The 20,511-nt window shown below is 63.9% G+C and carries 22 protein-coding genes; 2 read left to right on the plus strand and 20 right to left on the minus strand.

Annotation, left to right across the window (positions count from 1 at the left end; translation table 11 throughout):
- Positions 1–25: 25 nt before the first annotated feature.
- The 10 genes from EH240_RS08275 to gcvA all read right to left on the minus strand — a co-directional run bounded on the left by EH240_RS08275 (position 26) and on the right by gcvA (position 11,595).
- Positions 26–1,429 (minus strand): MATE family efflux transporter, encoded by a 1,404-nt coding sequence (locus EH240_RS08275; RefSeq protein ID WP_124997044.1) that lies wholly within the window; start codon positions 1,427–1,429, stop codon positions 26–28.
- Between the two features lie 166 nt (positions 1,430–1,595).
- On the minus strand, positions 1,596–3,182 hold the full coding sequence (locus EH240_RS08280; protein WP_124997046.1) for an FGGY-family carbohydrate kinase: 1,587 nt from the start codon (positions 3,180–3,182) through the stop codon (positions 1,596–1,598).
- On the minus strand, positions 3,179–3,862 hold the full coding sequence (locus EH240_RS08285; RefSeq protein WP_124997048.1) for an HAD family hydrolase: 684 nt from the start codon (positions 3,860–3,862) through the stop codon (positions 3,179–3,181). Before EH240_RS08285 ends, EH240_RS08280 begins: the two co-directional genes overlap by 4 nt.
- A 20-nt stretch (positions 3,863–3,882) precedes the next feature.
- Positions 3,883–5,361, minus strand: a complete 1,479-nt coding sequence (locus tag EH240_RS08290) for a mannitol dehydrogenase family protein (protein ID WP_124997050.1) — start codon at positions 5,359–5,361, stop codon at positions 3,883–3,885.
- Positions 5,362–5,513: 152 nt separating this feature from the next.
- A complete protein-coding gene (locus tag EH240_RS08295; protein WP_124997052.1) occupies positions 5,514–6,284 on the minus strand; it encodes an L-iditol 2-dehydrogenase in 771 nt (256 codons plus the stop codon).
- The gene (locus tag EH240_RS08300) at positions 6,281–7,285 is read right to left on the minus strand and encodes an ABC transporter ATP-binding protein (RefSeq protein ID WP_124997054.1); all 1,005 of its coding nucleotides are present in this window, start codon (positions 7,283–7,285) and stop codon (positions 6,281–6,283) included. The genes EH240_RS08295 and EH240_RS08300 overlap by 4 nt, the downstream gene beginning before the upstream one ends.
- A gap of 68 nt (positions 7,286–7,353) precedes the next feature.
- Complete coding sequence (locus EH240_RS08305) at positions 7,354–8,178, minus strand: carbohydrate ABC transporter permease (protein WP_124997056.1); 825 nt, start codon at positions 8,176–8,178, stop codon at positions 7,354–7,356.
- A gap of 11 nt (positions 8,179–8,189) precedes the next feature.
- Positions 8,190–9,062, minus strand: coding sequence for a carbohydrate ABC transporter permease (locus EH240_RS08310; protein WP_124997058.1), 873 nt, complete (start codon positions 9,060–9,062; stop codon positions 8,190–8,192).
- 140 nt (positions 9,063–9,202) lie between these two features.
- Complete coding sequence (locus tag EH240_RS08315) at positions 9,203–10,513, minus strand: ABC transporter substrate-binding protein (protein WP_124997060.1); 1,311 nt, start codon at positions 10,511–10,513, stop codon at positions 9,203–9,205.
- 173 nt (positions 10,514–10,686) lie between these two features.
- Positions 10,687–11,595: a transcriptional regulator GcvA gene (gene gcvA, locus EH240_RS08320; protein ID WP_124997062.1), complete on the minus strand. Its 909-nt coding sequence runs from the start codon at positions 11,593–11,595 to the stop codon at positions 10,687–10,689.
- A gap of 110 nt (positions 11,596–11,705) precedes the next feature.
- Between gcvA and EH240_RS08325 the strand changes: the two genes are divergently transcribed.
- Positions 11,706–11,891, plus strand: coding sequence for a hypothetical protein (locus EH240_RS08325; RefSeq protein WP_124997064.1), 186 nt, complete (start codon positions 11,706–11,708; stop codon positions 11,889–11,891).
- A 69-nt stretch (positions 11,892–11,960) separates the two neighbouring features.
- On the opposite strand, the gene EH240_RS08330 is transcribed toward EH240_RS08325, so the two are convergent.
- The gene (locus tag EH240_RS08330; RefSeq protein ID WP_124997066.1) at positions 11,961–12,920 is read right to left on the minus strand and encodes a sugar-binding transcriptional regulator; all 960 of its coding nucleotides are present in this window, start codon (positions 12,918–12,920) and stop codon (positions 11,961–11,963) included.
- 203 nt (positions 12,921–13,123) lie between these two features.
- On the opposite strand from EH240_RS08330, the gene EH240_RS08335 reads away from it, so the two are divergent.
- A complete protein-coding gene (locus EH240_RS08335; protein ID WP_124997068.1) occupies positions 13,124–13,756 on the plus strand; it encodes an HAD family hydrolase in 633 nt (210 codons plus the stop codon).
- A gap of 30 nt (positions 13,757–13,786) precedes the next feature.
- Here EH240_RS08335 and EH240_RS08340 read toward each other — a convergent pair whose 3' ends face one another.
- The 9 genes from EH240_RS08340 to ureC all read right to left on the minus strand — a co-directional run bounded on the left by EH240_RS08340 (position 13,787) and on the right by ureC (position 20,430).
- A complete protein-coding gene (locus EH240_RS08340; protein WP_124997070.1) occupies positions 13,787–14,554 on the minus strand; it encodes a class II aldolase and adducin N-terminal domain-containing protein in 768 nt (255 codons plus the stop codon).
- Between the two features lie 85 nt (positions 14,555–14,639).
- Entirely contained in the window at positions 14,640–15,272 is a 633-nt protein-coding gene (gene ureG / locus EH240_RS08345) for an urease accessory protein UreG (RefSeq protein WP_124997072.1), read from the minus strand.
- Entirely contained in the window at positions 15,269–15,709 is a 441-nt protein-coding gene (locus EH240_RS08350) for a DUF3995 domain-containing protein (protein WP_124997074.1), read from the minus strand. Before EH240_RS08350 ends, ureG begins: the two co-directional genes overlap by 4 nt.
- On the minus strand, positions 15,706–16,419 hold the full coding sequence (locus EH240_RS08355; protein WP_483466604.1) for an urease accessory protein UreF: 714 nt from the start codon (positions 16,417–16,419) through the stop codon (positions 15,706–15,708). The genes EH240_RS08350 and EH240_RS08355 overlap by 4 nt, the downstream gene beginning before the upstream one ends.
- Positions 16,370–16,885: an urease accessory protein UreE gene (gene ureE / locus EH240_RS08360; protein ID WP_124997076.1), complete on the minus strand. Its 516-nt coding sequence runs from the start codon at positions 16,883–16,885 to the stop codon at positions 16,370–16,372. Before ureE ends, EH240_RS08355 begins: the two co-directional genes overlap by 50 nt.
- On the minus strand, positions 16,882–17,487 hold the full coding sequence (locus EH240_RS08365; RefSeq protein ID WP_124997078.1) for a glutathione S-transferase family protein: 606 nt from the start codon (positions 17,485–17,487) through the stop codon (positions 16,882–16,884). The genes ureE and EH240_RS08365 overlap by 4 nt, the downstream gene beginning before the upstream one ends.
- A 156-nt stretch (positions 17,488–17,643) precedes the next feature.
- Positions 17,644–18,237 carry a hypothetical protein gene (locus EH240_RS08370; protein ID WP_124997080.1) on the minus strand — a complete coding sequence of 198 codons (594 nt, stop codon included), beginning with the start codon at positions 18,235–18,237 and terminating at the stop codon, positions 17,644–17,646.
- A 14-nt stretch (positions 18,238–18,251) separates the two neighbouring features.
- A complete protein-coding gene (locus EH240_RS08375; RefSeq protein WP_124997082.1) occupies positions 18,252–18,686 on the minus strand; it encodes a hypothetical protein in 435 nt (144 codons plus the stop codon).
- Between the two features lie 31 nt (positions 18,687–18,717).
- Positions 18,718–20,430, minus strand: coding sequence for an urease subunit alpha (ureC, locus tag EH240_RS08380; protein WP_124997084.1), 1,713 nt, complete (start codon positions 20,428–20,430; stop codon positions 18,718–18,720).
- Positions 20,431–20,511 lie beyond the last annotated feature (81 nt).

The raw sequence follows: 20,511 nt of genomic DNA on the forward strand, positions 1-20,511 counted from the left end.
TCGCCGGGTGGCGACCGTCGATCTTTCAATGCCCGAAGGACAGCGCCGGCGCGATGCGGTCACGCCTGAGCCACCGCACCAGCAGCAGCGCCGCCACCACGGCGAGGCCTGAAGACAGGCCGATCCAGATGCCGACACCATTGAATCCGAAATGGAAGGCAAGCAGCACGCCGAGCGGCAGGCCGACGCCCCAATAGCCGATCGCGGCATAGATCATCGGCACCTTGGTGTCGTGCAGGCCGCGCAGCATGCCCGAAGCCACCGCCTGGGCGCCGTCGAAGATCTGGAAAAGTGCTGCAAACACCAGGAACGACACGGCGAGCGCGATCACCCTGGCATTGCCCGGATCGGCGAGATCGATGAAGGCGCTGATCAAAAGATGCGGCCACAGGATCATCACCAGCCCCATCAGCGCCATGAAGGAGACGCCGATGACATAGGCGGTCCAGCCGGCGCGCGACACGCCTTCCGGATTGCCGGCGCCATGGGCAAGGCCGACGCGCACGGTGACCGCCTGGTTGAGGCCGAGCGGCACCATGAAGCTGATCGACGCGATCTGGATGGCGATGGCATGGGCGGCAAGCGAATCCGAGTCGATCAGACCCATCAGCAGCGCCGCCGCATTGAAGATCGTCACCTCGAAGGCGAGGATGCCGGCGATCGGCAGGCCGAGCCTGAGCAGGCCGCGAAAGCGCGGCCAGTCGGAGCGCCAGAAGCGGCCGAACAGGCGATAGCGGCGGAACTTTTTCTCCAGCACCACCACGGCCGCCAGGCCAATGAACATCAGCGTGCTGGAAAGCGAGGTGGCGAGGCCCGAACCGGCAATGCCCATCGATCGAACGCCGAGATTGCCGAACATGAACACCCAGTTGAAGAAGGCGTTGCAGGCGACAGCGACGAACACGATGATCAGCGCCCAGCCCGGCCGCTCCAGCGCCGAGATGAAGGAGCGCAGCACGATATAGCCATAGAAGGGCAGCACCGCCCATTGCAGCCAGTGCAGGTAGATGCCTGCCTGATGCGCAAGCTCCGGCCTTTGGCCCATGGCCAAAAGCACCGCTTCACCATGCCAGAGGAAGAGCCAGATCGGGACCGAGACGATGACCGCCAGCCACAGGCCCTGGCGCACGGTGCGGCGCAGGTCGCGCACCGAATGGCGGCGACGTCCGAGCTCGGTCGCCATCATCGGCGAGGTCGCCAGCATCAGGCCAAGCCCGAAGATCAGCGGCATGAAATAGAGGTTGGAGCCGAGCGCGCCGGCGGCCAGCATGTCGGCTCCGAGCCGCCCCATCATCATGACGTCGGTCGCGGTCATGGCGGTCTGGCCGAGATTGGTGAGCACCATCGGCCAGGCGAGCGCCAGCGTCGCCCTGATTTCCTGACGCCAAAGATTTTCCGGCGCGCGAGCGCCGGCTTCGATCGCAGACATTTTTCGCACTTTCAGATCGCGGCGCGTCGGGACCAAATCCGGAAGCCGCACGGCAAACGACGCAACCTTCGGTTTGGCGCCGTTTGCGCCGTCTATTGAACGAAATGCGACATGTTGGCAAGGGAGGAGGAGCGGCGAGCGATTGATCCAGCAGGTCGGAACCTGCCTACCCTATCGCGTCGAGCGCCTGCCGCTGGCGGTGCATTTCGAGGAAAATGCGGTAGTCGCGGTCGAAGCGGGCGCCGGCGGCAGGGTTCGAGGGTCGCGTCTTGCCACCCTGCTGCATGGCGACACAGGCAGCGTTCAGACCGGGATAGAGCCCGGCGGCGGTCGCCGCCACCATGCCGGTGCCGAGCAGCACCGCCTCATCGGCCAGCGGCTCGACGACCGTGCAGCCGGTGGCGTCGGCATAGAGCTCCATTAAAAGCGGGTTCTTGGTGTGGCCGCCGGTGACGTGCAGCGTGTCGATCAGGTAGCCGTTCTCGTTCAGCGCCTCCAGCACATGGCGGACGCCCAGCGCGATGCCGACGGCGGTGCGCCAGTAGAGCTTGCACAGGCTGTCGAAGGAGGAGTCCAGCGTCAGTCCGCTGACGACGCCGACGGCGTGCGGGTCGGCGAGCGGCGAGCGGTTGCCGTGGAAATCCGGCAGGACATGCAGCCGCGCCGCCAGAGCATCGCCCTCGGCGGCGCGCAGCTCGGCGACGCGCTTTGCGATTCTGGCATGCATCGCCGCATCCGGCTCGCCGCCGGCGCCGTGCCAGCGAATGATGTGGTCGAGCAAGGCGCCGGTTGCCGACTGGCCGCCTTCCGACAGCCAGAGTTTTGGCAACGCCGCGCCGTAGTAAGGGCCCCAGACGCCGGCGAAAGGCTGCGGATCCTGCGACATCGCCATCACACAGGACGACGTGCCGGCAATCAGCGCAAGATGGCGGCTGATATCTTTCTCGTCGCCGGCAAAGCCGCCGAGCACGCCGAGCGCGCCGGCATAGGCATCGATGACGCCGGCGCCGACGCGGCATTTTTCGGTCAGGCCGAGCTCGGCGGCGGCTTGCATCGTCAGCGGACCGATGTCGGCGCCGACGGGGCTCGCCTTTTCCGGGAGATTGCCGTGCTCGAAGAGATCGCCGAGCCCGACAAGTTCGAAGAAATCACGCCGCCAGCCCGTCTTCTCATGCGCCAGATAGGTCCATTTGGCCGTCAGCGTGCATTGCGAGCGGGCGAGCGAGCCGGTCGCCTTCCAGGTCAGGAAATCGGCGAGGTCGAACAGATAGCCGGCTTGGTTCCATGTCTTTGGCAGGTTGCGCTTCAGCCACATCAGCTTCGGCGTTTCCATTTCCGGCGACATCACGCCGCCGATATAGTCGAGCACGGCATGGCCGCTTCTGCTGCATTCGTCGGCTTCCGCGATGGCGCGATGATCGAGCCAGACGATGGTGTCCCAGCGCTTCTCGCCGGTGACCGAGACACCGAGCTGATCGCCCTGCCTGTCGCGCACCACCAATGAGCAGGTGGCGTCGAAGGAGATGCCGGCAATATCCGATGCGGCGACGTTCGCCCTCTCGCGCGCGGCGCGCACGGCGGCGCAGACGGCCGACCAGATATTTTCCGAATCATGCTCGGCGTGATCGGCCTTCGGCTGGTGCATGGCGATCGGCCGTTCGGCGCGGCCTAACAGATTGCCGTTCGAGTCGAGAATGCCCGCGCGGGCGCTCCCGGTGCCGACATCGACCGCGCAAACGAAACTCGTCCTCAAGATGCTTTTACTCTCGCTCCCAGGCCTGCAATCAGATCGGGCAATTGCAGCATGTCAGCGAATATAAAGTCCGGCTCGGTCGACGCAAGCCGCGCTTTGAGCGCGGGGTTGTTCGCATGCGATCCGCCGGTGAAGGCAAAGACGCGCATGCCCGCGGCCCGGGCCGCGGCGATGCCGGCCGGGCTGTCCTCGATGACCAGGCATTTGCGCGGCTTGGCCCGCATGGCGGCGGCGGCATGGAGGAACAGGTCGGGCGCCGGCTTGCCGCGCTTCACCATGGCGGCGCTGAATAGATGCGGGTCCATAAGCCCGAGGAGGCCGGTGACGTCGAGCGCGTAACGGATGCGCTCCAGCGTGCCCGAAGAGGCCACGCAATAGGGCAGGCCGAGCCTTGGCAGGATCTCCTTGATGCCGGGGATCGGCCTCAGCTCCTCGCGGAACTTGCGCATCAGGTCGACGCGCATGGCGGTGAGATGCCGGTCGCTGATCTCGATCCCGAAATCGCGGCCGAGGATCTCGCGCACGCTCTTCATGCTCTTGCCTAGGAAATGCTCGTAGGCGGCATCCTCCGAGACCGTGCCGCCGGCAAGCTCGATCATGCCGAGCAGCGCTGCGACCGAGAGCGCCTCGCTGTCGACCAAGACGCCGTCGCAGTCGAAGATGACCAGTTCGGGCGTCATTCAATCGGCTTCCAGCGCCTTCAGAGCTTGCCGGCGAGATAGCGCGTCAAGGTTTCGCGAGCGCCGTTCTCCCACAGCACGTTGAGCGCATGGGCAAAGGCTTGCGTGAAAACGGGCGAGCGGCCGACATCGCCATAAATGTCGTCCATGGCAAGCCAGACGCCGGGCGCGTCTTTCGCCGCCTTGGCGGTCGCCTGCATCCGGTCCCAGCTCGGATCGTTCGGCTCGATGACGGCGCCGCTGTCGGTGGTGCCGAAGCAGTAGCGGCACCAGAGCGCCGATTCCAGCGCGAGACCTGTGACGCCCTTGCCCGCCTTCAGCCGGTCGGCGATGGTCGGGATGATGAATTTCGGCTGCCGGTTGGAGCCGTCGAGGCAAAGCCTGCGGATGGTGTCGCCGATCTTCGGATTGGAGAAACGGCGCTCGATGAGCTGGTAATAATCCTCAAGCACGGTGTCGGGCACCGGCGGCACGGTCGGAATGATCTCGTCGCGCTCCAGCTTGGCCAGGAAGCCGCGCACCAGAGGCTCCTGCATCGCCTCGTGGACGAAATGGATATCCATCAGCCCGGCCGGATAGGCAATGGTCGCGTGGCCGCCGTTGAGGATGCGGATCTTCATCAACTCGTAGGGCGAGACATCCTTGACGAACTGCACGCCGGCCTTTTCCAGCGGCGGGCGGCCGGCGGTGAAATGATCCTCCAGAACCCATTGCTTGAACGGTTCGCAAAAGACCGGCCAGTTGTCTTCCAGCCCGAAATCGTTGGCCAGGATGCCGCGCTCGCGATCGGTGGTGGCCGGCGTGATGCGGTCGACCATGCCGTTCGGGAAGGCGACATTGTCCCTCACCCATTTGGCCAGATCCTCGTCGATCAGCCGGGCAAGGCCGATAACGCCGTCGGAGGTGACGTGGCCGTTGTGGGGGATGTTGTCGCAGGACATGACGGTGAACGGAACGATGCCATCGGCGCGCCGACGCACCAGTCCGGCAAGGATGATGCCGAAAACGGTCTTCGGGACGGCGCTTGGCTGAGCGTCGGCGACGATGTCGGGATGGGCAGGGTTGAACTTGCCGGAGGCCGGATCGATGAAATAGCCGCCTTCGGTTATGGTCAGCGAAACGATTTTGATCGCCGGGTCGGCGAGTTGCTCGACGATCGCGGCCGCATCGCCGGGCATCAGGAAATCGACCATGGCGCCGGTGACGCGGGCGCTCATATGGCCCTGGTCCTGCTCGACCACGGTGGTCAGCCAGTCCTGCGCCTCGAGCCTGGCGCGGCCTGCCTTCTCGCCCTCGAACACGCCGGCGCCGATCAGCGCCCAGTCATGGCCGAGGCCGGAATTGAACAGATCGTCGAGATAGACGGCCTGGTGCGAGCGGTGGAAGTTGCCGACGCCGAAATGCACGATGCCGGCTTTCAGCGCGGCGCGATCGTATTTCGGACCGGAAACCTTCGGAGGAAGCTTCGCGAGGTTCGAGGAAGAGAGTTTCACGGTCATCTTGCTTACCCTTTGGCCGATATGCAGCCCGACAATCCGGGGCGAGCGGTGAGGGGCGGCATCCGGTTTGCCGGCATGCTGCCCCTCACCTGCCCCGCGGCGCGTCCTCCCCGGAGGAAGGGAGACGCGCGCTCCCCCTCAACCCATCCACTTCAACTCATCCATTGGCCGCCGTCGACATTGTAGGTCTGGGCGACAATGTATTCTGCCTCGTCGCTGGCGAGGAAAACCGCCATGCCGGTTAGATCTTCCGTGCGGCCCATGCGGCCGTATGGCACCGCCTCGCCCACCAGTCTCTTCTTCTCGCCCTTCGGCCGGTTCTCATATTTGGCGAACAGAGCGTCGACATGCTCCCAATGCTCGCCGTCGACGACACCCGGCGAGATGGCGTTGACGTTGATGCGATGCTTGATCAGGTCGAGCCCGGCCGACTGGGTCAGCGAGATGACGGCGGCCTTGGTGGCGCAGTAGACCGCGACCAGCGGCTCGCCACGGCGCCCGGCCTGGCTCGCCATGTTGATGATCTTGCCGCCCCGGCCAGCGGCGATCATCGAGCGCGCCGCTGCCTGCAGCATGAACAGGGTTCCGGCGACATTGACCGAAAACAGCCTGTCGTAGCTCGCCCGGCTGATCTCCACGATGGGCGCCAGGTCGAACAGGGCGGCGTTGTTGATCAGGATGTCCAAGCCGCCGGCCTTGGCCTCGACCGCCTTTACGGCGGCCTCGATCGAGGACTGGTCGGTGACGTTGAGCCGGACGGCATAAGCGTTGTTGCCGATCTCGGAAGCAGTCTTCTCGGCCGCCTCCAGGTTGATGTCGGCAATCGCCACCGTGGCGCCTTCGCGCACATAGGCTTCGGCGAAAGCCCTGCCGATGCCGCGCGCCGATCCGGTGATCAGCGCCGATTTGCCTTTCAGCCTCATTGCGCCAGCGCCTTGCCGTCGGCGCCGAAGCGATGGAGCTTGGTCTTGTCGGGCGTCAGATAAATGGTGTCGCCATGCTTCACGGCGACCTCGCCGTCGGCGCGCACATTGATCGTGCCGATGCCGTCCGTCTGGACATGCAGGAAGGTGTCGGAACCGAGATGCTCGGCAACGCCCACCGTCGCCTTCCAGTCACCGGCCGTGGTCGAGATGTTGATATGCTCGGGCCGGATGCCGATGGTCTTGGCGCCGTATTTGTCGGCCGGCGCACCTTCGATCAGGTTCATCTTGGGCGAGCCGATGAAGCCGGCGACGAACAGGTTCTTCGGCGTCTTGTAGAGCTCCATCGGCGAGCCGACCTGCTCGACATTGCCGGCATTAAGCACGACGATCTTGTCGGCCATGGTCATGGCCTCGACCTGGTCGTGGGTGACGTAGATCATCGTCGTCTTCAGCTGATGGTGCAGCTCGCTGATCTCCAACCGCATGGTGCCGCGAAGCGCTGCGTCTAGGTTCGACAGCGGCTCGTCGAAAAGGAAGGCCGAAGGCTGGCGCACGATGGCGCGACCGATGGCGACGCGCTGGCGCTGGCCGCCGGAGAGCTGGCCCGGACGGCGCTCGAGATAGTTGGTGAGGTTCAAGATACGCGCGGCGTCCTTCACCTTCTTGTCGATGGTCGCCTGGTCCTCGCCGGCCATCTTCAGCGGGAAGGCGATGTTCTTGGCGACCGTCATGTGCGGATAAAGCGCGTAGGACTGGAAGACCATGGCAAGCTTGCGCTTGGCCGGCGCCTCGCCGGTGACGTCGCGGCCATCGATGCTGATGGTGCCGCCGCTGGTGTCCTCCAGCCCGGCGATCAGCCTGAGCAGCGTGGACTTGCCGCAGCCCGACGGGCCGACGAACACGACGAACTCGCCGTCCTCGATGACGAGGTCGATGTTCGGAATGATCGTCGTCGACCCGAAGGACTTGGAGACGTTCTTGAGCGTGATGTTTCCCATGGTTTCCTCCCGGGGATATTCTTCGTCGTCCGCCGCCTGCCGTGCGCGGCTACTTCACGGCGCCGCCCCTACTTCACCGCACCGAAGGTCAGGCCGCGCACCAGCTGCTTCTGACTGAACCAGCCCATGATCAGGATCGGCGCGATCGCCAGCGTCGAGGCCGCAGAGAGCTTGGCCCAGAACAACCCTTGCGGGCTTGAGAAGGAGCTGATGAAGGCGGTCAGCGGCGCTGCGTTCGTGGTGGTCAGCCGGATCGTCCAGAACGCCTCGTTCCAGGCCAGGATGATGTTCAAGAGCATCGTCGAGGCAATGCCCGGCACCGCCATCGGCGTCAGCACATAGATGATCTCGTTCCACAGCGAGGCGCCGTCCATGCGCGCCGCTTCGAGGATCTCGCCCGGGATCTCGCGGAAATAGGTGTAGAGCATCCAGACCACGATCGGCAGGTTGATCAGCATCAGCATCACTGTCAGGCCGACGCGGCTGTCGAGCAGGCCGGTGTCGCGGAAGATCAGGTAGATCGGGAACAGAACCGCGACGGCCGGCATCATCTTGGTGGAGAGCATCCACATCAGGATGTCCTTGGTCCGCTTGGTCGGCGAGAAGGCCATCGACCATGCCGCCGGGATCGCGATCACGAGCGCCAGAACGGTCGAGCCAACCGACAGGACCACCGAGTTCAGGAAGAACTTGAAATAGCCCCGCTGCGCCTCGACCTCGGTATAGCTTTCCATGGTTCCGGACGGTAGCAGGCTGAAGCCCTGGATCGCCTCCTGCTCCGACTTGAACGAGGTGATGATCGTGTAAAGGATCGGGAAGAAGATCAGCAGGGCGACGATCCAGGCCGCGGCCGTGGCGATCGTCTTGTGCCGGGTGGTGACTGCGCGTGCCATTTTATCCTCCCTTATTTGTCCAGGTTCTTGCCGACGGCGCGCATGACGAAGAAGGCGACGATGTTGGCGAGAATGACCGCGATGACGCCGCCGGCGGACGCCTGGCCGATTTTGAACTCCAGCAGCGCCTTCTGATAGACGAGGAAGGGCAGGTTGGTGGAGGCATAGCCCGGGCCGCCATTGGTGGTGACCAGGATCTCGGCATAGACCGAGAGCAGGAAGATTGTCTGGATCAGGATGACGACGGTGATGGCGCGTGACATGTGCGGCAGCGTCAAATAGATGAACCGGCTAATGAAGCCGGCGCCGTCCATCTCGGCCGCCTCCTTCTGTTCCTCATCCAGCGATTGCAGCGAGGTGAGCAGGATCAGCGTCGCGAAGGGCAGCCACTGCCAGGCGACGATGAGGATGACCGCCGTCAGCGGGTGCTGGCCGAACCAGTCGATCGGGTTGGCGCCGAAGAAGCGGGCAATATCGGCGAAGACGCCGTATTGCGGGTGCATGATCATGTTCTTCCAGACCAGAGCCGCGACAGGCGGCATGACGAAGAACGGCGAGATGACGAGGATGCGCACGATCCCCTGACCCCAGATCGGCTGGTCGAGGAGCAGCGCAAGAAGGATGCCGCCGACCACGGTGATGGCCAGCACGCTGACGACGATGGTGAGCGTGTTGAGGATCGACTGCAGGAAGGCCGGATTGGAGTAGAAGAGCTTGTAATTGGAGAACCAGACAAACCCGTCCCGGATCGGATTGAGTGGGTTGTACTGGAGGAACGAAAACCAGATCGTGAAGACCAGCGGCACGATCATCCAGATGAACAGTAGGATCACCGATGGCGCCATCATGAAACGGGCAAGCGAATGGGTCTGCTGAGTAGCCATGACGGTCACCCTCCAAATGTCAGCCGGATCTTAGAGTTGTGCCACAACTTTCCTGATTGTGAAGGTGGCCGCCCGAACTGGGTTTCGGGCGGCCATTGCCGGTCATGATGCGCTACCGGCGTTCGGCACCGGGAGGAGCCTTACTTGATGTAGCCGCCTTCGGTCATCGCCGCGGTCGCCGCGTCCTGGGCTTGCTTCAGCGCATCGTCGACGCTCGACTGGCCGGCAAGAGCAGCCGAAAAGAGCTGGCCGACGGTGGTGCCGAGACCCTGGAATTCAGGGATGGCGACGAACTGCACGCCGACATAAGGCACCGGCTTGACGGTCGGATGCGTCGGGTCCGCGGCGTTGATGGAGTCCAGCGTCATCTTGGCGAAGGGCGCCGCCTTCTGGTACTCCGGATTGGCGTAGAGCGAGGTGCGTGTTCCGGGCGGAACGTTGGCCCAGCCTTCCTTCGAAGCGACCAGCTCGAGATAGTGCTTCGAGGTCGCCCAGGAGACGAACTTCTCGGCCGCATCGGCCTTCTGCGTGCCGGCGGGGATCGCCAGCGACCAAGCCCACAACCAGTTGCCGCGCTTGCCGAGGCCGTTATCGGGCGCCAGCGCATAGCCGACCTTGTCGGCCACCTGCGAAGCCTTCGGATCGGAGACGAATGACGCGGCGACGGTGGCGTCGATCCACATGCCGCACTTGCCCTGCTGGAACAGAGCCAGGTTCTCGTTGAAGCCGTTGGACGAAGCGCCCTCGGGGCCGTCGGCCTTCATCAGGTCGACATAGAACTGCAGCGTGTTCTTCCATTCCGGCTGGTCGAACTGCGGCTTCCAGTTCTCGTCGAACCAGCGCGCGCCGAACGAGTTCGACATGGCGGTGAGGAAGGCCATGTTCTCGCCCCAGCCGGCCTTGCCGCGCAGGCAGACGCCGTTCACGCCGTTGGCGCGGTCGGTCATCTTGTCGGCGGCCTGCTTGATGAAGTCCCAGGTCGGCGCGTCGGGCATCTTCAAGCCCGCCTTCTCCATCAGGTCCTTGCGGTACATGACGAAGGAGCTCTCGCCGTAGAAGGGCGCGGCATAGAGCTTGCCGTCGACCGAAAGGCCACCGGCGATGGCCGGGATGATGTCCTTGGCGTCGTAGTCGTCGCCGAGCTTGTCGAGCGGCAGCAGCCAGCTCTGCTTGGCCCAGATCGGAACCTCGTAGGTACCGATGGTCATGACATCGTACTGGCCGCCCTTGGTGGCGATGTCGGTGGTGACGCGCTCGCGCAGCACGTTCTCTTCGAGCGTGACCCAGTTGAGCTGGATGTCGGGGTTAGCCTTGGTGAAGTCGTCCGTCAGCTTCTGCATGCGGACCATGTCGCCATTGTTGACGGTGGCGATGGTGATGGATTCGGCATGCGCGGCGAACGCAAGGGCGCTGGCCGACAACAGGCCCAGGGTGAGCGTGCGAAGTTTCATCAATTCCTCCCTAAAACCAAGATGAGCATTTGCCTTGGCTGTGGGCAATTACTCACCAAGAATGAACTATGTCAAGCCGGAATCGATGCTGCAGCGCAGCACAAATCTGCGTCGCGCCCGCCTGGGCGGCGCGGAAGAAAGTCCAATTCGGGTGGCTGGTTGTCGCGTCCGGCCTACTGGCAAGCGATCTCGGCGAGGATCCAGTCGCGGAAGGCGCGAATCTTCGGCACGTTGCGCCGGGCCGTCGGATAGACCAGCCAATAGGCATGACCGTCGTCGCCGACCAGATCGAAGGGCTGGATCAGCCGGCCGTCGGCGATCTCGTTCTTGAACAGGGCCTTGGTAACGATCGCCACGCCCTGCCCGGCCATCGCGGCATTGGCCTCATAGGCCTGCGCGCCCATGCTGGTGCCGGGGCGGCTGGCGAGCTCTTTCGCCGGCAGACCCGCGAGCGCGAACCATTCCTGCCACCAGATGTCGCCCGGATCGAGGATCGGCAGCTTAAGCAGGTCGGCCGGCTCCTTGACGCCGCCGATGCTCGCCGCAAGCCTAGCGCTGAGCACCGGAGTGAAGTCGGCCTTGAACAGCATGTGGGTTTCCACGCCCGGCCATTTGCCGCCGCCGGAACGGATGGCGATGTCGATGTCCTCGCGGGCGAAATCGACGACACGGTTCGAGGTGTCGACGCGCACGGCAAGCGAGGGATGCGCGACCTGGAAGGAGCCCAGATGCTGCGCCAGCCAATTGGAGGCGAAGGTGAGCAAGGTGGAAACGCAAAGCACGCCATCCGCGCCGGCTCGAGCGGCCGAGTAGGCGCCGCTCAGCAGCGCAAAGGCCTCACTGACGGCAGGCGCCAGGCGCTGGCCAGATTCGGTCAGCTCGATCTGCCTCGGCCGGCGTAAAAATAGCGGCGCGCCGATGCGCTCCTCGAGAAGCTTGATCTGGTAGCTCGCGGCCGCCTGCGTCATGCCAAGCTCCTCGGCGGCCTTGGTGAAGGAGAGATGCCGGGCAACGGCCTCGAACACCCGGATCGCCTGCAGCGGCGGGAGTTGGGCAAACTGTCGGGAGCTCAGCTCGGGCATAAGGCCTCTTTATGGGTCATGATCGACGTTTGATTGGAAGCACCTGCCGATCAACCCGATATTTGGGGTCGAGGATCAATCCAGTTCAAGCATAGCGAAGGCTGACGATCATGACCACGATGCAGGAAAAAGTCGTTTCTACCCCGGCACGCAGTTGGATTTCGCTGCTGGCGCGGGAATTTTCATGGTTCGCCGGCCGCAGGCGCGGTTATGTCGATGTCCGGGAACTGTCGCCGCATCTGCAGCGGGACATGGGTTTCCTCGATGGCAACGATCCGCATGGACGTTACAGATAGCCGGCTCTTTTTTTATCAAAGCGCGGCACTAATCATGGCACATGATCTTTCCGGGCGGCCGGCTCAGGGCTATGCGCCGGCAAGCAGTGCAGCGGCCGTCCGCTCATCGGTGATGAGGCCGTTGACCAGCCGCCGGTTCACGGCGGCGAGGATGCCCGGCAGCTTGCGCTCGCCCATGGCAAGCGCGATGACCAGCGATTTCTCGCGCGACGGCAATGCAGCGGACGACACGCGGTCGTTGGTGATGCCGTCGATCATGCGGCCCTCGCGGTCGAACACCCAGCCGACGATCTCGGCGACGCCGCCCGCCTTCTGCAGCGCCTTCAATTCCCCTTCCGAAATGAAGCCGTCCTCATAGAGCGGCGCCTTCGGACCGAGGTCGCCGATACCGACGAAGGTGACGTCGGCCTCAGCGGCGAGCGCCAGCGTCGGCTGGATCATCGGCTGGCTGAGCAGCATGTCGCGCTCTTCCGGCGACGAGGCGATGACCGGTAGCGGCATCGGGAAGGAGCGCGCCTTGACCCTGTCGGCCATGGTGAAGATGACATTGTAGAAGGCGGCCGAGCCGTCGGGCGAGATGTTGCCGGTCAAGGACACGACCTTGTGCTGCGGGCATTCCATCGGCGGCAACAGCTCGATCGCCGCCTTCAGCGTGCGGCCGGTGCCGATCGCCATGACGATGGGCGTGGTCGAGCGCAGCCGCCGCTCGATCTCGCCTGCGGCCGCCTCGGCGATCCCGATCGTCGTCGAGGACGAGGTCGGATCGCTAGGCACCACTTCGACCAGATCGAGCGCGAAGCGCGACTTCAGCCGCGCGGCAAGGTCGAGGCAATTGGCGATCGGATGGTCGACCCGCACCTTGATCAGGCCTTCCGACATCGCCAGCGACACGAGCCGCTGCGCGGTCTGCCTGGAAATGCCGAGCTTGGCGGCGATCTGGTCCTGCGTGTTGCCGGCGACATAATAGAGCCAGCCGGCGCGCGCGGCGTCGTCCAACCTGGTGTTGCCGGTTTCCTGTCGCGAGTTCACATCCTGCCTCCCCAGCCCGCGCATTGGCGGGCGCTCTAGATTACAGCGAAAGCGGCTATGCGCAATTGTCAATTGAAAGAGCAATTGCTTGCGTCGAGCAAACGCCACGAACGGACCAATTATCCCTTGCACCGACCATTTGCCGGCGGGACGGTTTATCTCGGCCGGGAAACCCATTAAGGGGATCGGCAAAGGAGCCTCGCATGACGCCGAAAGCGGTTTTCTGGGATATGGACGGCACGCTGGTCGACAGCGAGCCGCTGCACGAGGCGGCGCTTGTGGCGGCGCTGCGCAGCGTCGGCATCGCGCCGCCGACCAATCTGCACGAACGGGTGCTCGGCGTCGCGGCATGGCCGGTCTACGAGATGCTGCGCGGCGAGTTCGGCCTCGAACTGCCGTTCGACGACTGGATCGTGCGCAAATACAACCACTATTTGCCGATGGCCGAGACGCTGAAGCCGCGCCCCGGCGCGATCGAGGTGTTCAACGAATTGCGGGCGCTGGGGGTCGAGCAGGCGGTTGTGTCGAATTCCGATCGGCTGATCGTCGACGCCAATCTCGGCGCGGTCGGCCTCGTCTATCCCGGCATGCACACGGTGAGCCGCAACGACGTGCGCCAAGGCAAGCCGCATGCGGAGCCGTTCCTGCGCGCCGCCTATCTTGCCGGCGTCGATCCGGCCGACGCCGTGGCGGTCGACGACAGTGTGACCGGCGCCACGGCCGGCTTGGCGGCGGGAATGCGGACGATCTTCTGGCCAGAAGCGCCGATGGAAGGACCGTCCGGCGCCATCGTGATCAGCAGCGCCGAGGAGTTGCGGGCCCAGTTGGGGCTTTGACCATCGGTTGACCGCCCGAGGCTCTGATCCTCAGTTCCTGTAAACCGGCTCTTCCTCGTCGAGGATCGCCTTCAACTCGGCGAGATGACGCTCGGCCTGGCTGGGATAGTTGTCCATCTCGCTTGCCGTCTTCTCGGCGATGGCGTCGGAGAGCGTGCGCAGCGGCCGGCCGGTCCACAGCGCCTTGATGTAGGTCTCGGCGGCGCGCTCGAAATAGAACATGCGGTTGAAGGTGTCGGCGACAGTGTCGCCGACGACCATCACGCCGTGATTGCCCATGACCATCACCTTGACCTTGGGGTCGACGAGCAGTTTCGAGCAGCGCTCGCCCTCCTCCTCGAAGGCGAGCCCGCCATAGTGGGCGTCGACGACATGGCGGTTGAAGAACATGGCAGAGTTCTGATCGATCGGTGGCAAGGTGGAATCGGCCAGCGAGGCAAGCACGGTGGCATGGATCGAATGCACATGCATGGCGCAGCGCGCATGCGGCACGTTGCGGTGGATGGCGCCGTGCAGGCCCCAGGCCGTGGGGTCGGGCGCATTGAGACCCGACAGCGTGTCGGGATCGTTGGCGTCGATCACGAGCAGGTCGCTCGCCTTGATGCGCGAGAAATGCACCTGGTTGGGGTTCATCAGGAATTTCGTGCCGTCCTCGTTGACCGACAGCGAAAAGTGGTTGGCGACCGCCTCATGCATGTTAAGCCGCGCCGTCCAGCGGAAGGCTGCGGCGAGATCGACACGCTCTTCATAGTAGGGCAGGTTGCTCAGCGGTTCCTTCTGCAGGCGGGCAAGGCTCATCGAAAATCCTCCGGTTTGCTGGAGAATGCCGCGCATGGTGGTAGCCAGCAACTAATAACTGGTAGGTCAGCCGGCTCCAGCTAGATCAGGCAGCGGGACGCGCCGACTGCAGCCCGCCCTGCTCGACGATGAAATCGATCACCTCGTTGAGGCCCTTGCCGCGCGACAGATCGGTGAAGCCGAAAGGCCGCTTGCCGCGCATGCGGGCGGCATCCGCTTCCATGACGTCGAGATTGACGTTCACATAGGGCGCCAGATCGCTCTTGTTGATGATGAGGAAATCAGAGCGGGTGATGGCCGGACCCCCCTTGCGAGGGATCTCCTCGCCCTGGCAGACCGAGATGACATAGAGCGTCAAGTCGGCAAGGTCGGGCGAGAAGGTGGCTGCGAGGTTGTCGCCGCCGGATTCGATGAAGACGATGTCGAGATCGGGGAACTTCTTGTTCAGCTCGGCAATCGCCCGCAGGTTGATCGAAGCGTCTTCGCGGATGGCGGTGTGCGGGCAGCCGCCGGTCTCGACGCCGACGATGCGCTCCTCGGGCAGCGCCTGCAGGCGGGCCAGCATCATGGCGTCTTCCTTGGTGTAGATGTCGTTGGTGACGACGGCGATCGAGAACTGGTCGCGCAGCGCCTTGCAGAGCTTTTCGGTGAGCGTCGTCTTGCCTGAACCGACGGGGCCGCCGATGCCGATGCGAAGGGGACCGTTGGGTTGGGTCATGCCGGAAACTCCGTGATGGCGAGAATGGCGAAGCTCAGCCCGATCAACAGGCAGAGCGGCGAATAGAGGCGCTGGTCGAGCCGGGCGAAGGGCTGCTCCGGGGTCAGCCGGCGCCACCAGGGCGTGAAGCCAGCGATGCCGCGGCCGAGAAAGACCAGGCCGATGAACAGCGCGGTGGCTGCCAGCCCTTGCTTTGGAAACGGTGCCGCGAAGACGCCTTCGAGCGCCAGCGGCCACAACGTCGCCAGCGCGAGGCAAGCGGCGACGGCAAAGCTCGCGACAGGCGACGGCATCTCGTCCACGCCGCGAAAGCCGACGACGGCGCGAGCGCAGGATCTTGCGTCCGTTCCCGGCCAGATGCCGCCGATGCCCCAATACACATGCAGCGTGGTGATCAGAAGCAGGACGAAGGAGAGGACGAAGGCAAGCATGATCATGAGCGGAACAGACGCGAATACTGGGTTTCGTGCTTCATCGCCGTGATGTCGGACATCAAGGCTGCGCCGCCGATATCCTCGAGCGAGGAATTCACAGCACGGGCCGCCGTCGCAAGCGCAAAAGGCTCAAAGCCGGCTAACAATGCCGTCGCGTCGACCTGCCCGACCACACCGAGCCGGATCGCGGCCTGCACGAGGTTGGAGAAGAACGCCTGCAGGAAGGCGGACAGCGCATCGCCAAGGCCGATGCCGTGGCTGCCGGCGACCGCGCCGACGGCGACGCAATAGGGGCAATCGGCAGGCAGGCGCTCCAGCGCGCGGCACTGCCAGGCGGACGCCGCCTTAAGGAAGGCCGCGCCCTGCAGCATGGTTTCCATGTGGCGCTCCCGCGAACCGGCAAGCGCCTCGGCAAGCGCGGCGACTTCCGCCAGATCGCCGCCTTCGCCCGCGCGCCGCCAGCTTTCGGCAAACAGTACCGCATCGTTCCAACCCGAGCCCATCTCGACCAGCGTCTCCAGCCAGCCGGCGAGATCCCGGCGATCGGCGATCAGTCCGTCATGCACGGCGCGTTCCAGCCCATGGCTATAGGAGAAGCCGCCGACCGGAAAGGACGGCGACAACCAGGCCATCAGGCGCAATAGAGCGACATTCGAAGCCGGCTCAGTCATGGTGGTGGTGATCATGACCCTGATGATCATGGCCATGCCCATGTCCGGAATATGCGCCGCGCACAGGGCTGAACGGCAGCAAAACCTCGCTCACCGTGGCGCCGAGCCCTTCCAGCATCGCCTTGATGACATGGTCGCGCAGGATGAGGATGCGGCCTGCCTCGATCGCTGCCGCGAGATGGCGGTTGCCGATATGCCAGGCAAGCTCGGCGAGATGCACGGCGTCGCGGGCGCGGATGTCGTAGACCTCCTCCGGTGCTGCGACGATTTCGAGTTGACGGCCATCTTCCAGTACCAGCCGGTCGCCATTGTTCAACGCCACCGGCTCGGGCAGGTCGACCAGAACCTTGCCGCCGCCCGCCGTCTCGACGGCGCGGCGGCGCAGATGCCGCTCGTCATGGGCAAGCACCGCTTTGTCATAGGCCGTCGCGGCTCCCGCCTCGGCGGCGGGGAGCACCGAGACGGCGCGCGGAAATTTGGTGAAATCGGTGCGAATATCGAGCTTCATTTGAAAGATCCTCCATTCGCCTGCGCACGGGCACGGGCAGGGCGTGTGAGCACTCGCTCGAAATAGGCGTCGACACGCTCGGATTCGATCGGGAATCGGCCGCCACGCGCCCAGCCGCCGATGTCGCCCAGGATGACATCGACAGCGGAGAATCGGTCGCCCAGCGCAAAGGGTCTGTCGCCGAGCCGGCGGTCCAGCGCCGTCACTTCGGAAGCGAAATCATAGGCCGCGGCCGGGCCGACGTCGACGCGCACCTCCTTGGGCAAGAGGAAGCGGTGGCGCAGCTTGTTCCACAGCGGCGCTTCGAGCTCGCTCTGGGCGAAATGCATCCAGGAATCGATCTCGGCGCGGCCGGCAAGACCGGGATTTGCGCCCATGCCCTTATCGGCATGCTTGTCCGCCAGATAGACGCAGATCGCCGCCGAATCCGTGATCTTCAGATCGCCCTCGATCAGGATCGGCACCTTGCCGGACGGATTGAGAGCATAGGCCTCCGGCGAGCGCAGCTTGACCTCGACGAACTCATAGGGCTGCCCCAGCTCCTCGAGCATCCAGAGCACGCGGCTGACCCGGGAACCTCGCGATCCGACGGCCTTGTACATGGTTGAACCCTGTCTTTTCCCGGACCCTAATGCATGTCGCGCAAAAGTGTGCAGCGGTTTTGCGAAAACGACATGCATAAAAACAAAGACCTAAAGCGTGTCGCCGTTTCAGCGCGACGCGCTTTAGACCATTTCCGAGCAGCCGCCCAACTGTAGTCAGACGATGGTGTCGAAGAGCCGCAGGATGAACGATATCTGGTAGATGAGGGCGGCCGCGACGAAGGCGATGTGGAAGCGGCGGTCGCGCACCAGGATCGCGACCAGGCAAAGCGCGACGAACACCGGCGTGCGGATCAGATATTCGTTGCCGAAGCGCGCGAAATGCTCCGGGCCCTTGAGCAGCGTGTCGATGATATCGAGCAGGTAGGTCGCGCCAAGCAGGCCGAAGAACCAGGCGCGCCGTGAATAGAAGTAATCCTCATAGCTGGTGTAATCGAGCATCGAGTCCGGAAACAGCAGCGCGCAGAGCAGGAAGAGCGTGATGGCGTAGAAGATGATGAAAAGGTACTTGCCGAAGGTCCATGACTGGATGGCGTAAAGCCCGAACTCCCACCACCAGAAATGCACCAGCATCAGAAGCACCGAGCCAACCCAAGCGAGATGCACAGGATAGAGCTTGTATTGGCCGGGATGCTGAACGATGCGGGCAAACCCCGACAGAAGCCGCGTCACGCCGAGGCCGATCACCATGCCCATGACGATGCGAATATGCGGGAAGATGTCGTGGGGAGAGGCGATTTCGGTGGGCATAGGTCGGCTTTACGTCAATCGTACCAGAGCCATAGCTTTCGAAAGCCTGGCGGGATCTCGATCTTCTCGGCTGGCAGATGATCTACGTCTCCTTCCCAGGTCTCGTCGGGCTCGAAACCAGGCGGCAGCCAGCCGAGCACCTCGGCTTCGCTGGCGCGTGTTACTACGACGATCTTGTAGGAGAACGGCCATTTTCCGGTGTCGCACTGGGTAATCGCTATCCTAATGTCTTGGACCTCAGGTCGGTCTCGTATCGACTTGAACGTCGCCAGGATCGCGTCGTTGTTGGGCGCAACGTGACTATTGCACAAGAGGCCAGCTTCCCCCTCGGCTCCGTCGAAATATTGCTCCAGCGTAACCAGCGGCATGACAATCGGGGTAACACCCCCATTGTATTTTTCCAACGGCCCCATTCTCGAAATCAGGGCTGCTTTCTTCTGTTCGTTCATGGCGGGTCCAGGTGCGTTGCTAGGCACGACCCTAAAACAGAAAGTACCGTTGCGCCATCGGCAGCACGGTCGCCGGCTCGCAGGTCAAGAGCTCACCATCGGCGCGGACCTCGTAGGTTTCCGGATCGACCTCGACATGCGGCGTGGCATCGTTCAGCACCATCGAATGCTTGCCGATGCCGCCGCGCGTGTTCTCGACCGCGACCATCGCCTTGTCGACACCTAGTCTTTCCTGCAGGCCCGTATCGAGTGCCGCCTTCGAAACGAAGGTCACCGAGGAGTTGGTCAGCGCCTTGCCATAGGCGCCGAACATCGGCCGGTAATGCATCGGCTGCGGCGTCGGGATCGAGGCGTTGGGATCGCCCATGGGAGCCGCCGCGATCGTGCCGCCGATCAGCACCATCTCCGGCTTGACGCCGAAGAAGGCTGGGTTCCACAGCACGAGATCGGCGCGTTTGCCGACTGTGATGGAACCGATCTCCTTGGACAGGCCGTGCGCTATCGCCGGGTTGATCGTGTATTTTGCTATGTAGCGGCGGACGCGGAAATTGTCGCTGTCACCGGTTTCCTCAGGCAATGCACCGCGCTGGCGCTTCATCTTGTCGGCGGTCTGCCAGCAGCGGATCGCGACCTCGCCGACGCGGCCCATGGCCTGGCTGTCGGAAGAGATGATCGAGAAGGCGCCGATGTCGTGCAGGATGTCCTCGGCCGCAATCGTCTCCTTGCGGATGCGGCTTTCGGCGAAAGCGATGTCCTCGGGGATCGACGGCGACAAATGATGGCAGACCATCAGCATGTCGAGATGCTCGGCCAAGGTGTTGACCGTGTAAGGCCGCGTCGGGTTGGTCGAGGACGGGATGACGTTGGGCAGGCCGCAGACCTTGATGATGTCGGGCGCATGGCCGCCGCCGGCGCCCTCGGTGTGGAAGGCATGAATGGTGCGGCCCTTTATCGCCGCCACGGTGTTCTCGACGAAGCCAGACTCGTTCAGCGTGTCGGTGTGGATCATTACCTGCACGTCGTAGGCGTCGGCCACCGACAGGCAGCAGTCGATCGCGGCCGGTGTCGTGCCCCAGTCCTCATGCAGTTTCAGCGAGCAGGCGCCGGCAAGCACCATCTCCTCGAGCGCTGCCGGCCGCGACGCATTGCCCTTGCCGGACAGGCCGATATTCATCGGGAAGGCGTCGAAGGACTGGATCATGCGCGCCATGTGCCATGGCCCGGGCGTGCAGGTGGTGGCCAAAGTGCCATGCGCCGGACCGGTGCCGCCGCCGAGCATGGTGGTGATGCCGCTCATCAGCGCTTCCTCGATCTGCTGCGGGCAGATGAAGTGGATATGCGCGTCAAAGCCGCCGGCAGTGAGGATCTTGCCCTCACCGGCGATGATCTCGGTTCCCGGCCCTATGATGATGGTGACGCCGTCTTGGGTATCGGGATTGCCGGCCTTGCCGATGGCCGCGATGCGGCCGTCCTTCAGGCCGATATCGGCCTTGACGACGCCGGTCAGCGCATCGACGACCAGCGCATTGGTGATGACGGTGTCGGCGGCCCCGCCGGCTCGCGGCACCTGGCTCTGGCCCATGCCGTCGCGAATGACCTTGCCGCCGCCGAACTTCACCTCCTCGCCATGGACGGTGAAATCCTTCTGGACCTCGATGAAGAGCTCGGTGTCGGCCAGCCGCACCTTGTCGCCGACCGTCGGGCCATACATTTGGGCATAGGCGGCACGGGTTACTCTGGCCATCAGCGATTGCTCCCGAAAGTGAGGTTGCCGAAAGTGACATTATTTGCGCGTGGCACGCACATTGTCGCCATCCAATGGTCA

The organism is Mesorhizobium tamadayense (assembly GCF_003863365.1).
GTDB lineage: Bacteria > Pseudomonadota > Alphaproteobacteria > Rhizobiales > Rhizobiaceae > Mesorhizobium > Mesorhizobium tamadayense.

Coding starts and splice junctions, on each gene's coding strand:
- EH240_RS08275 (WP_124997044.1), bottom strand. CDS start 1,429: ATGTCTGCGATCGAAGCCGGCGCTCGCGCGCCGGAAAATCTTTGGCGT.
- EH240_RS08285 (WP_124997048.1), bottom strand. CDS start 3,862: ATGACGCCCGAACTGGTCATCTTCGACTGCGACGGCGTCTTGGTCGAC.
- EH240_RS08290 (WP_124997050.1), bottom strand. CDS start 5,361: ATGACCGTGAAACTCTCTTCCTCGAACCTCGCGAAGCTTCCTCCGAAG.
- EH240_RS08295 (WP_124997052.1), bottom strand. CDS start 6,284: ATGAGGCTGAAAGGCAAATCGGCGCTGATCACCGGATCGGCGCGCGGC.
- EH240_RS08300 (WP_124997054.1), bottom strand. CDS start 7,285: ATGGGAAACATCACGCTCAAGAACGTCTCCAAGTCCTTCGGGTCGACG.
- EH240_RS08305 (WP_124997056.1), bottom strand. CDS start 8,178: ATGGCACGCGCAGTCACCACCCGGCACAAGACGATCGCCACGGCCGCG.
- EH240_RS08310 (WP_124997058.1), bottom strand. CDS start 9,062: ATGGCTACTCAGCAGACCCATTCGCTTGCCCGTTTCATGATGGCGCCA.
- EH240_RS08315 (WP_124997060.1), bottom strand. CDS start 10,513: ATGAAACTTCGCACGCTCACCCTGGGCCTGTTGTCGGCCAGCGCCCTT.
- gcvA (WP_124997062.1), bottom strand. CDS start 11,595: ATGCCCGAGCTGAGCTCCCGACAGTTTGCCCAACTCCCGCCGCTGCAG.
- EH240_RS08325 (WP_124997064.1), top strand. CDS start 11,706: ATGACCACGATGCAGGAAAAAGTCGTTTCTACCCCGGCACGCAGTTGG.
- EH240_RS08335 (WP_124997068.1), top strand. CDS start 13,124: ATGACGCCGAAAGCGGTTTTCTGGGATATGGACGGCACGCTGGTCGAC.
- EH240_RS08340 (WP_124997070.1), bottom strand. CDS start 14,554: ATGAGCCTTGCCCGCCTGCAGAAGGAACCGCTGAGCAACCTGCCCTAC.
- ureG (WP_124997072.1), bottom strand. CDS start 15,272: ATGACCCAACCCAACGGTCCCCTTCGCATCGGCATCGGCGGCCCCGTC.
- EH240_RS08350 (WP_124997074.1), bottom strand. CDS start 15,709: ATGATCATGCTTGCCTTCGTCCTCTCCTTCGTCCTGCTTCTGATCACC.
- EH240_RS08355 (WP_483466604.1), bottom strand. CDS start 16,419: ATGGGCATGGCCATGATCATCAGGGTCATGATCACCACCACCATGACT.
- ureE (WP_124997076.1), bottom strand. CDS start 16,885: ATGAAGCTCGATATTCGCACCGATTTCACCAAATTTCCGCGCGCCGTC.
- EH240_RS08365 (WP_124997078.1), bottom strand. CDS start 17,487: ATGTACAAGGCCGTCGGATCGCGAGGTTCCCGGGTCAGCCGCGTGCTC.
- EH240_RS08370 (WP_124997080.1), bottom strand. CDS start 18,237: ATGCCCACCGAAATCGCCTCTCCCCACGACATCTTCCCGCATATTCGC.
- EH240_RS08375 (WP_124997082.1), bottom strand. CDS start 18,686: ATGAACGAACAGAAGAAAGCAGCCCTGATTTCGAGAATGGGGCCGTTG.
- ureC (WP_124997084.1), bottom strand. CDS start 20,430: ATGGCCAGAGTAACCCGTGCCGCCTATGCCCAAATGTATGGCCCGACG.